9 protein-coding genes and 1 tRNA gene are annotated in these 11627 nt (G+C 55.6%); 2 read left to right on the forward strand and 8 right to left on the reverse strand.

Going from position 1 to position 11627, the window contains the following annotated elements:
* Positions 1-14: 14 nt before the first annotated feature.
* The 6 genes from Q0903_RS15855 to Q0903_RS15880 all read right to left on the reverse strand — a co-directional run bounded on the left by Q0903_RS15855 (position 15) and on the right by Q0903_RS15880 (position 6231).
* Positions 15-1058, reverse strand: a complete 1044-nt coding sequence (locus Q0903_RS15855) for a succinylglutamate desuccinylase/aspartoacylase family protein (RefSeq protein WP_299030279.1) — start codon at positions 1056-1058, stop codon at positions 15-17.
* Positions 1055-1960, reverse strand: coding sequence for a 30S ribosomal protein S6--L-glutamate ligase (gene rimK / locus Q0903_RS15860; RefSeq protein ID WP_299030281.1), 906 nt, complete (start codon positions 1958-1960; stop codon positions 1055-1057). The genes Q0903_RS15855 and rimK overlap by 4 nt, the downstream gene beginning before the upstream one ends.
* Positions 1960-2433, reverse strand: coding sequence for a RimK/LysX family protein (locus Q0903_RS15865; protein ID WP_299416989.1), 474 nt, complete (start codon positions 2431-2433; stop codon positions 1960-1962). Before Q0903_RS15865 ends, rimK begins: the two co-directional genes overlap by 1 nt.
* 166 nt (positions 2434-2599) lie before the next feature.
* The gene (locus Q0903_RS15870; protein ID WP_299416991.1) at positions 2600-4879 is read right to left on the reverse strand and encodes a calcium-binding protein; all 2280 of its coding nucleotides are present in this window, start codon (positions 4877-4879) and stop codon (positions 2600-2602) included.
* A gap of 480 nt (positions 4880-5359) precedes the next feature.
* Positions 5360-5433 (reverse strand) — tRNA-Gly (locus tag Q0903_RS15875).
* Positions 5434-5502: 69 nt separating this feature from the next.
* The gene (locus Q0903_RS15880) at positions 5503-6231 is read right to left on the reverse strand and encodes a hypothetical protein (RefSeq protein ID WP_299030290.1); all 729 of its coding nucleotides are present in this window, start codon (positions 6229-6231) and stop codon (positions 5503-5505) included.
* 152 nt (positions 6232-6383) lie between these two features.
* Here Q0903_RS15880 and Q0903_RS15885 point away from each other — a divergent pair, with 152 nt between their 5' ends.
* The gene (locus Q0903_RS15885) at positions 6384-6800 is read left to right on the forward strand and encodes a hypothetical protein (RefSeq protein ID WP_299030293.1); all 417 of its coding nucleotides are present in this window, start codon (positions 6384-6386) and stop codon (positions 6798-6800) included.
* Positions 6801-6867: 67 nt separating this feature from the next.
* Here Q0903_RS15885 and Q0903_RS15890 read toward each other — a convergent pair whose 3' ends face one another.
* Complete coding sequence (locus Q0903_RS15890) at positions 6868-8907, reverse strand: ASKHA domain-containing protein (protein ID WP_299030297.1); 2040 nt, start codon at positions 8905-8907, stop codon at positions 6868-6870.
* A 174-nt stretch (positions 8908-9081) separates the two neighbouring features.
* Positions 9082-10041, reverse strand: coding sequence for an agmatinase (gene speB, locus Q0903_RS15895; RefSeq protein WP_299030300.1), 960 nt, complete (start codon positions 10039-10041; stop codon positions 9082-9084).
* Between the two features lie 136 nt (positions 10042-10177).
* On the opposite strand from speB, the gene guaB reads away from it, so the two are divergent.
* Complete coding sequence (gene guaB / locus Q0903_RS15900) at positions 10178-11626, forward strand: IMP dehydrogenase (protein ID WP_299416994.1); 1449 nt, start codon at positions 10178-10180, stop codon at positions 11624-11626.
* Position 11627: the final 1 nt, after the last annotated feature.

Below are 11627 nucleotides of genomic sequence, written 5' to 3' on the forward strand. Positions count from 1 at the left end.
ACCAGGTATTTTCATTATATAATCTCGTCTTCGTCAAATAGCGCAGCCTCTTCCAGCTGTGTCGCCAGACCGTCTACCGCAGCCTCTGCCAGATCGCCTGACTTGACGTCCGCAACGTGAAAAAGGGCATCGCCCTCATGCACAATCGGCATAACCGCACGGCCTACGATAATTCCAGCGTACCGCGTGGTTACTTCTATCTCTTCTTCTCCAAACGGGTCGGATATTGCGGCAACGATATCGCCTTCGCCGACGACATCGCCCTCGGCCTTGTAGATCCGCAACAAGCCGCCCGATGGTGCGCGCACCCAATGGCTGTCGGCACACAGCAGGGGGGCGACCTTGGCTTCGGCAATGCCGGCTTTGGGCAGCATTTCGATTTTCTTGAGAACCCGCAAAATGCCAGCAACCCCCGCACGCACCGACATCTCGTCAAACCGCATCCCTTCGCCGGCTTCATACAGCAGGACGTCAACGCCGATTTCCTTGGAGGCCTGACGCAGGCTGCCGTCACGCAATGCGGAGGTAAGAATAACAGGCGCGCCAAAGACCTTCGCGAGCCCTAGTGTTGCACGGTTATTGGCCGAAACCCGCACTTGAGGCAGGTTGATCCTGTTGATCGCTGCTGAATGCAGATCAATTCCAATACTGCACCGCGCCACTATCTCGGTCAGGAAAATATGCGCCAGCCGTGAGCCGAGCGAGCCATTGGGAGAGCCGGGAAAACAACGGTTCAGATCGCGACGGTCAGGCAAATAGCGCGAATGGTTCAGAAAACCGAACGTATTCACAATAGGCACAACGATCAGCGTACCACGCAGCGATTTGAGGTTTTTGGACCGCAATAGGCGGCGCACAATCTCTACCCCGATGACTTCGTCACCGTGAATGCCTGCGCTTACAAATACGCACGGTCCGTCTGTCTTGCCGTGGATAACATGGGCCGAAAGGGTCACAGGTGTGTGATCCGACAGCTTGCTCACGGGTATTTCAACCGTTTTGCGGCTGCCCGCGGGTACGGTTGTACCCGCGATCTCGAATGCGCTGCGTTTGCTCATCCTTTTCCCTTGGTCTTGGTCGCGTTGGGTTTTGCGTTTTTCTCGATGTATTCGATGATCTTGCCCGCAATATCGAGGCCGGTCGCTTTTTCAACCCCTTCCAAACCAGGTGAGGAGTTGACCTCCATCACAACAGGTCCGTGGTTGGAGCGCAGCATGTCCACACCGCAGACATTCAGGCCCATCGCCTTGGCTGAACGGATCGCCGTAGAGCGTTCTTCGGGCGATAGTTTGATCACTTGGGCACTGCCACCACGGTGCAGGTTTGAGCGGAAATCACCCTCCGCGCCCGAGCGTTTCATGGCTGCTACGACTTTACCACCAACCACAATCGCGCGGATGTCCGTACCAGCGGATTCCTTGATAAATTCTTGCAGCAAAATGTTCACACCGGCACCGCGAAATGCCTCGACCACAGATTTGGCGGATCGGTTGGTATCGGCCAAAACCACACCAATGCCCTGCGTACCTTCCAGCAGTTTGATCACCACAGGCGCGCCGCCAGCAAGCTCCAGCACTTCGTCGGTTTGCTTGGGATCGTGGGCAAAAGTGGTGACTGGCAGCCCGATCCCATCGCGCGCCAAAAGTTGCATCGAGCGCAACTTGTCGCGCGAACGGCCGATACCGACACTCTCATTGAGCGGATAGACGCCCTGCATTTCAAACTGTCGCAGCACCGCCGTGCCATAAAAGGTGATGGAGGCACCGATGCGCGGAATAACGGCGTCATAGCCCTCCAGTTTTTCACCGTTGTAATAGACTTCGGGACGGCGCGACGCGATGTTCATGTAGCACCGCAAGGTGTTGATGATGTCGAGCGTGTGGCCCCGCGTCTCGGCGGCCTCTTTAAGGCGTTTGTGTGAATAAAGGTTAGCATTGCGGGCGAGCATGGCGATTTTCATCATGGTCTCCTTTCCAAAATTGGTTTTTCACTGACCAGATATGACTTTGCGGGGTGGACAACGATGTTGCGGCCCCGCAGCGCGCGCCGCCCCAGTATCAACGGAAAGCGCATGTTTGCGCGATCGGTAAGCGAGACATCAATGCGCCAGCGCCGCCCCCCCAGCACCATAGGGGTGCGAATGACGATGCGGCGTTCAGGCGTGCCACCGGTGTTGGTGATGTCGCGTTTGGTAAGTACGGGTTGCTCGCATATCTGGATGGGGTTTTGTGCCGTGGCTTGGGTAGCAAAGCGCACCCATTTCTCCCCGTCACGCCAGAATACTTCGATATCTTCTGCATGTAATGCGGTCGTCTTTGCCCCCGTATCCACCTTGATTGAGAAATCTAGCAGGTTGAGATCAGGAAGGCTGATTGCTTCGTGCCAACCGATCACGGTTGGAGGGGCAGATGTGCCGGATTTGGCTTTTTGCATTGCTTGGATGCCTCTTGCGCGTGGTTATGTGCCAACATGACCCATCGCGTCGGGCGTTACCACCAGACACATGGCTCACGCGCAGAGTTTGGAGAAGTTTCTGCATCAGTCACCAGCGATTGTGAGGCAAATCGCTGGTGCAGACATCCTAAAATGGCGTGCTTTGTCAGATTATGAAATCATCTACGTCTTCAAGCGTCTCGTCCTCAGGAATTGCATCTTCATCCTGCATTGGCGTGAAGAGCATTGCCATCAATTCTTCGCCCGAAATCTCTGCTGGCGGTTCTTCTACCGCAGGAAGGTTCCATGTTGCATCAGATTCCGTGACGACAAGTTCCAGATCGGTTCGGATCGCTTCCGCGCCTTCATCGTCGGTACCGATCACGGTTATTTCATAGATATGATCGCGATCCATATCCCATACTTGATCAAACGAGGGCGTGAACCATGACTGAAAGGTCACAACGCCCGTATCTTCCTCAACTTCAAAGATATTCGCGTCCTCACCGGCAAGAGTGTAGAGCAAGCCTTCGGTTCCACCGCTGCCGTCGATGCTGTTCTCGGTTACGGGTTCTTGGTCAGCGTCCCCTTCGTCATCATTTGGCACCGCATCGCGCCATGTGGCATCGGTTTGGGTCACGACCAGCTCGAGATCAGAGCGGCTTACGTCTTGGCCTGTATCATCCTGACCGATAACTGAAACTTCATAAACGTGATCGCGGTCCATGTCCCAGACCTGATCGTATGAAGGGGTAAACCATTGCTGGTAGCTGACTGCGCCTGTTTCGGCATCAACCTGAAAAACCCCTGCATCTGCGCCTGCGAGTGTAAATTGCACTGCATCGCCACCTATGTCGTCACCAGTGTCGCCGTCCAGCGTATCGTCACCATTGCCGCCGTCCAGCGAGTCGTCACCATTGCCGCCGTCCAGCGTGTCGTCACCGGCGTCGCCGTCCAGCGTGTCGTCACCATTGCCGCCGTCCAGCGTATCGTCACCATTGCCGCCGTCCAGCGTATCGTCACCATTGCCGCCGTCCAGCGTATCGTCACCAGTGCCGCCGTCCAGCGTATCGTCACCGGCGTCGCCGTCCAGCGTGTCGTCACCATTGCCGCCGTCTAGCGTGTCGTCACCAGTGTCGCCGTCCAGCGTGTCGTCACCAGTGCCGCCATCGACGGTTTCGTCCCCGGCAGATGTCCGCCACTGCGCGCCTGTCGGTGTAACGACAAGTTCCAGATCACTGCGGCCAATTTCGGCGCCACCACCATCTTGTTCGATTACCGACACCTCGTAGACATGATCTCCGTTCACATCCCAAACCTGTGTGTAAGAGGGGGTGAACCAGTCCATGTTACTGATTGCGCCCGTGTCTGGGTCTACGACAAAATGGCCGGCATCGGGACCGTCCAGCACATAGCGATCGTTGGCGGCCGTCTCGCCGCCAGTGTCGTCACCAGTGCCGCCATCCAGTGTGTCGTCACCTGTACCACCATCAACAGTGTCCGCGATAACAGTGCCTTCCAGAACGCCGGTCAGGCCCAGATCCGCTGCGGTAAGCGGGCTATCCGACACGATTGTCACCACAAGGCGGCCGTCAGTGACATCCAGATCGAGTGTTGTGACACCACCTTGAATGGTCATCACGTCAGAAACAGCGGCGGCGTTCTCGTACCCTGGAATTTCCGACAAATCGATCAGGTCAGCGGCACCGTTGGCACCGAAATCAGTGATGCGCACACTACCCGACAGGTTTTGCAGGATGAACAAATCGTCACCATCGCCACCTGTCACGGTATCCGCATCGCCACCGCCACTGATGATATCGTTACCCTCGCCACCTTTGAGCAGATCGTTCCCCGCGCCACCCAGCAATGTGTCATTCCCGACGCCCGAATTGATAACATCGTTGCCATCACCACCATCCGCATAGAAAGACGACCCCGCCGAAGCACCGTCTACAAAATCATTGCCCGCATCCATGTAGATGCTGTCAGACCCTTCGTAGACACCAATAAAGGCGAGATCGTTTCCCGCGCCGCCGTGTATCTCGTCATTGCCTTGGCTGCCAGCAAGCGTGTCATTGCCTTCTCCGCCAAAAACTGTGTCGGTGCCGATACTGCCGATCAGATGGTCGTCGCCTTCGCGCCCATAGATCAGATCGTCTCCGTCACGGCCGAAAACATGGTCATTCCCCGCGCCTGTATCAATGACATCATCACCATAGAGGCCTTCGATCTCGTCGTCGCCATCACCGCCTTCCAGCGTATCGTTGCCATGGCCGCCGCGCAGGGTGTCGTTGCCGGCACCACCTACCAGAGAGTCGTCACCGCCTTCGCCAACAAGAGAGTCGTCGCCTCCAAGCCCGATCAGCGTGTCACCTGCACTATCTCCTGTCAGGAAATCGGCATTCTGTGTCCCTGTGATTGATCCATCTGGTTGTACTGGCATGTCGCGCGTCCTCAAATCAGCCCGCAGACAGCAACCTGCGGATGGCAGAGGCTAACACAAGGAAAGGGGGTGGTTTGATAATTCGTCGAATTGGTCCGAAATGTGGCAAATCAGCGGAAATGTGGCAATATTTGATACTCAATGCGGGTTTTACAGCCAAACTATCCGCGTTTGCGCGACAAGTGGTCCTTGCTTCGGCTTTGACACGGGAACGTCAGATACGATGATTCTCACGTCCCTCCGGATCATTTGCCCCGTGCCAAGTGTCAGAACGCTGTTTTTCCCACTTACTATTAATCAATCAGCGATGCCAGAAGCCACAGGTTTAGTCCCTCTCTGAATGTACCCCGATTGCGGAGGTAGTAGGGCTGCAAGACCTATAGAAGGCGCTCAATCAACTTGGTTTAGAAGACCTCATACTAAACGCGCAAATCGCGAAAGGAGCTTTAGAGAACGAGTCTAAATAAACAAAATGAGTGTTGGAGCGGGTAACGAGAATCGAACTCGTAACTAAAGCTTGGGAAGCTGCCGTGATACCTTTTCACCATACCCGCACGCCAATTTCTACGGGGTTAAGCTGCGACCACACATCCGTCAAGGAGATTTGCTGCCCCACAAGTGCGCTAGCGCATAATACGTAAGCCAAGCGCCTTGGCGACAGCCGCTGTATTTGAGGGTACGTTCAACTTTCGCCGCAAGCTCATGCAGCTTTTTGCGACCCAGTTGCGGGTCACATTTGTGGTTTGGGCGATCTCTGCCACATCCATGCCACCAAACAAAAGCTCCAGATGCTTGATCTCTGTCTCGGTGATTTTGAGGTTGCGCTCAGCTGCACGTCCGATGATCACGCTAATCTTGTGATAGGCCTCCATTGCGATGGCGATCGAAGCATAGATAGATGGTTTATCCAGTTTCTCGTTGTGGCGACCAGCAGAAAAGCCGCCACCGGTCACCGGATTATCCCGAAATTGTACGAGAAAATCATAACCCATTCCGTGCTTGATCGAGATGTCGATAAGCTCTTTGTATTTAGAATTCACAAAAATTGCAGGAGTTGCGTAGAAGGAAATGCTATAGGGCTGCGTGCTCATTGCGAGGTTTCGGATCAGCATTCCCAGATTGCGTCCATAGTAGAATTTGCACCATTCTTCGTTGACGTACATCAATTCGCACAGCGTCAGATCATCCTCATCCTGACCAGCGTAGATGATGCAAATCACGTAATGCGTCAGCCCCAGAGCGCGCCACCGTACTGATGCGGCCTCAAAGATTTCTGCAATTTCAGCTTCGTCTTGCGCGGTCAGGCCGATCTCAGTGGCGAATTTATGTGAGAATATATTGGGTTCTATCATTAATTGATTGAAACCAACCCAGCCGGATAGGTCAAGTATCGCGCGCGCGTGATGCGCCGCTGAATAGCTGTCCAGACCATTGGAATGGACTTCTTATTAAACGGGAATCGCGGAATATCCATCATTGGAACAGATAAAGAAGGAAGTTCACGATGTTTGATTGGGATGATGGCGGATATGGCGCGGACCAGTTTCAGTTTCAGAATGATCCGTTTGAGCCGGATCCTTGGACACAGGGTGATCCAAGCTCTCCGCATTATGATCCTTGGGGTTCAGGCACATTACCAAATGGAGCCCCAGCCTATGGTAGTCTTGGCGTGGGTGACGCAATCGGCGGTATTCTTGGCGGGATCGGTGATGCACTTGGCAATCTCGGGGGCAATATCTCAGGGTTTCTGAGCGGTGATCTGGGTGATCTGTTTGGTTGGGGCTTGGAGAACGGGTTTCTCGAAGGAATAATTGTGAGTGACGAGAACGGGTTCACAGCCACCATTCAAAGCCCCCTGAACGGTACTGCTATCACCGTCAATTCCAGTTCGGGCTCGATCACCTCGATCTATATTAGATGAGATAGCGCCGGTAGCATCTGAAACTAACGAAACAGGGCCCGAAGAACTTCTTGGGGCCCTGTTGTCCTTATCCGCGGCGTCTGCGTCGCCCGCCACCGCTGCTGTCACCGCCGCCAGTGTTGAAGGTAGCAGTGGGCAGTGTGACGATGGAGTTCAGGATCGGAAAAGGTTCTACCGCGTTTGGAATGGCGGAAGCATTCACGAAATGCTCTTGGAAGCGTGGTTCGATCGCTGTCTCGATCTTGTGGATTTGACGCACGGTCTCTTCGATCTCGCTGCGCGCTTCGCGGTTGAGTAGGGCGATACGTGCGCCGGTTCCAGCTGCGTTGCCTGCCGATGTGACCTTATCCAATGGTGCATCAGGGATCATCCCCAGCACCATGGCATGTTTTGTCGAGATATGCGCGCCGAAAGCACCTGCCAATACCACACGGTCCACATGATCCACACCGAACTTGTCCATCAGCAGGCGCGCGCCTGAATAGAGCGCGGCCTTGGCCATCTGAATTTCGCGGATATCGCGGTTAGTTACTGTGATTTTGGGTCCGCCATCGGCGCTGCCATCATAAACCATGTAGCTGTTTGTGCGCCCGTCGGCGAAAACGGCGGCTGAGCCTGTCTGCTCCGCGGTTCCGATCAAACCCGGTGCATCAACGATGCCATGGATACGCATCTCGGCGACCATCTCGATAATCCCCGAGCCGCAGATGCCAGTCACACCGGTCTGGCCGATTGCTTCATCGAATCCTTCCTCGTCCGACCACAGATCAGAGCCAATAACTTTGAAACGCGGCAGTTTCGATACAGGGTCAATCTCGACCCGCTCAATCGCACCGGGGGCGGCGCGCTGACCAGAGCTGATCTGGGCGCCTTCAAAGGCGGGCCCTGTGGGCGAAGAACATGCGAGCACCTTTTCTTTGTTGCCCAGTAGGATTTCGGCATTGGTGCCAACATCGACGATCAATACAAGGTCGTCAGACGTGTTGGGATGCTCGGACAAGGCAACTGCGGCCGCGTCAGCGCCCACGTGCCCCGCGATGCAGGGTAGCATATAGACACGCGCGCTTTCATGTATGTTGAGGTCCAGATCGCGGCCGCGCATCCGCATCGCGTTCGACGTGGCAAGCGCAAAGGGGGCTTGCCCCAACTCGAACGGATCAATGCCAAGCAACAGGTGGTGCATGACAGGGTTACAGACAAATACCGCGTCCACGATAAGTTGCTTGTCGATCTGCGCCTCTGAGGTCAGCTGGATAAATAATGCGTTCATGCCTTCGCGCACGGCCAGCGTCATTTCCTCGGCACCACGGGCGTTCATCATGGAATAGCTTACGCGGCTCATCAGATCTTCGCCAAAACGAATTTGCGGATTCATCACACCAGAAGAGGCGACGACCTCACCCGTCTGTAAATCGCACAGATGTGCGGCGATGGTGGTGGAGCCAAGATCAACCGCGACACCATAGATTGTGCCATCGTAAAATCCGGGCCAGATGTGCATGATCCGCGGCTTGTTTTCATTGTCGCCCAAGTGAATTGCTACAGTGACTTTCCACTGTCCCTTGCGCAAAATAGGCTGCATGACATGCAGGATATGGAGATCGGCCGTAACATCCTCGATCTCCCATTGCTCCAGCAGGGCCTTTTGTAGCCGCTCCAGATCACCGGACGGGTCGTGCATATCGGGCTCTTGCACTTCGACATAGTAGAGCTTGGTTGAGGGATTGAGCGTGATGTCGCGGACCTCGGCACGTTTGCGAACCACCTGTTTATGCACTTGGGATTCCGCTGGTACGTCGATCACCACGTCCTTCAGCACTGTTGCCTGACAGCCCAACCGCCGGCCTTGTTTCAGGCCGCGCTTGTCGTCATAGCGCGCTTCGACTTTGTTCCACTCGGATAGGGCATCAGGTTCTACCGTAACGCCGTGTTTGGAGAATTCGCCGTAACCCGGGGTGATCTGGCACTTGGAACAGATGCCGCGCCCGCCACAAACGGAATCGAGATCAACACCCAGTTGGCGTGCGGCGGTAAGCACCGGTGTGCCAACGGGAAAACGCCCGCGTTTGCCGGATGGTGTAAAAATTACAAGTGGATCATCGCTCATGTCAGCTGTTCCCGATCAGTGTTTGATGGCACCATAGTCATAGGCGCGGGCAGGGGAAGTCCACGCGCGGCAAAAATCGTCGCACATGCGTCATTTCCGTGGATAAGGGGGCCAGCCCCCTTGGCGCTGCGCGCCAATTCCCCCGGAGGATTTATGGCCAGAAAAAATAGGGTTCTAGCCCTGCCTGCGGGCATGAAAGATAAAGCCCAGAAAGTTAAGAAGGATTTGCGCAGCGAGGATTTGCGTGGAGCCTGTCGGGTCGTAATCAGGGGCAACTTCAACCAGATCCATGCCGACAACCTCATGGCGCTCAGCCACGGCTTGCAGCAATTCGAGCACTTCGTAGTATAGAAATCCCCCGTGGGACGGGGTGCCCGTGCCCGGTGCTATTGAGGGGCAAAATGCATCTATATCGAGGGTGACATAGATCCGTGCATCGATGGGAATATGGGACAATACACCGCTGGTGCCCATTTTGCGCGCTTGGCGCACACTGATGATATCACTGCCCATAGCGCGTGCGTCGGCATAGCCTTCTTTCGCTGTTGAACTGACATTACGTATGCCCACCTGTGTGAGACCGGTCACAAAATCATGCTCGGCCGCGCGGCGCATGGGGTTTCCGTGGCCATGGCGCACGCCATGACGCTCGTCCACAAAATCAAGATGCGCGTCGATCTGAAGGATATGGATATCTCCCTGACCTTCGAAAGCGCGGATGCAGGGGATGTTGATGGAGTGATCGCCGCCGATCACTACGGGCAGGGCGGCTGCATCGAGTGCTGCGCGCACGCCTGCTTCGATGTTTGCGTGGCTGGCCTCGGTATCGGTGTGAATGATATCGGCGTCGCCCATATCAACAATATTCACATCCCCCGGCAAATAGGTCGCATCATCCTCATGATCATAGGCCCCTGCGTGTCCGAAGCTGAACAAGGTAGATGCCTCTCGCACCCCGCGCGGGCCGAACCGTGCGCCGCTGCGATACTGTGTTCCTGCATCGAATGGCGCGCCAAGGATGGCGACATCAGCGTCGAGTTTGGCCCAGTCCGGCTCGTAGGGGCGCTTGCCGAATGTCGAAATCCCCACAAATGGCAGATCCAGCCTGCCACCCTCATACCCATGCCGCGTCATCGCACCCTCCTGATTTTTGCGCAGCTTTGGCCAAGGACGCGACGATTGCAAGAGATGAGGACAACAGGCCTTTTCAATCTGCGATATACGTGAAATAGCAAACCGCCAAATGATGCCATTACCTTCGGAGGTTATTATGGAGATTCGTGAGGCTCTTACGTTCGATGATGTGTTGCTGGTGCCCGCCGCATCCTCGGTCCTTCCCAGCACAGCAGATACCCGCACCCGTGTCACAAAATCTATTGCGCTGAACATCCCGTTGCTCAGCTCGGCGATGGATACTGTGACCGAAGGGCGTATGGCGATTGCCATGGCACAGGCTGGTGGCATGGGCGTGGTACACCGCAACCTGACAATCGAAGAGCAAGCCCGCGAAATACGCCGCGTCAAGCGCTTTGAAAGCGGGATCGTGTATAACCCGATCACTTTGCGTGCCAACCAGACGCTGGCAGACGCAAAAGCACTACAAGCCCGCTACAATGTCACCGGCTTTCCTGTGGTAGATGAGACAGGGCGCGTTGTGGGGATTGTGACCAATCGTGACATGCGGTTTGCCCATGATGATGATACGCCCGTCCACTTAATGATGAGCGCGGACAATCTGGCCATTCTCCATGAGCCGGCAGACCGTGATGAAGCCATCAGCTTGATGAAAGCGCGCCGTATCGAGAAGCTGTTGGTCACGGACGGGCAGGGTGTTCTGACGGGGCTTTTGACGCTTAAGGACACCGAACAGGCCGTACTGAACCCGACCGCCTGTAAGGACGAGTTGGGCCGTTTGCGTGTCGCTGCTGCGACAACCACGGGTGATGCGGGTTTCGAACGGTCACAAGCATTGGTCGACGCTGGTGTGGACATGATTGTTATCGACACGGCGCATGGTCACTCCGAAGGGGTTGCACTGGCGGTTGAACGTGCCAAAAAGCTCAGCAACGAGGTTCAGGTGGTTGCGGGCAACGTGGCAACGGGCGAGGCAGTGCGGGCGCTGATTGGTTCGGGTGCTGATGCAGTGAAAGTTGGCATCGGGCCAGGCTCCATCTGTACTACGCGCATGGTTGCGGGCGTAGGCGTGCCGCAATTGACTGCCATTATGGATTGCGCAAAAGCGGCGGGCGAAACGCCTGTGATTGCGGATGGCGGCATCAAATTTTCTGGAGATTTTGCCAAGGCGATTGCCGCGGGCGCGTCCTGCGCCATGGTCGGGTCCATGATCGCTGGTACTGATGAGTCACCAGGCGAGGTCATCTTGTACCAAGGTCGCAGCTTCAAGAGCTATCGCGGGATGGGCAGTCTGGGCGCGATGGCCAGCGGTTCTGCTGATCGTTATTTCCAGAAAGACGCAGCCAGTGACAAACTGGTTCCAGAAGGGATCGAGGGGCAGGTTGCCTATAAGGGCAGTGCCGCAGCGGTTGTCCATCAGATGGTGGGTGGTTTGCGTGCTGCGATGGGCTACACGGGCTGCGCCACTGTTGAAGAAATGCGCAAGAACTGTTCGTTCGTGAAAATTACAGGTGCAGGCCTGAAAGAAAGCCATGTGCATGATGTACAGATCACCCGCGAGTCGCCCAATTACAGGATTGGTTAAG

Origin of the sequence: uncultured Sulfitobacter sp. (genome assembly GCF_947502895.1) — a bacterium.
In the GTDB taxonomy this organism is placed as follows: Bacteria; Pseudomonadota; Alphaproteobacteria; order Rhodobacterales; family Rhodobacteraceae; genus Sulfitobacter.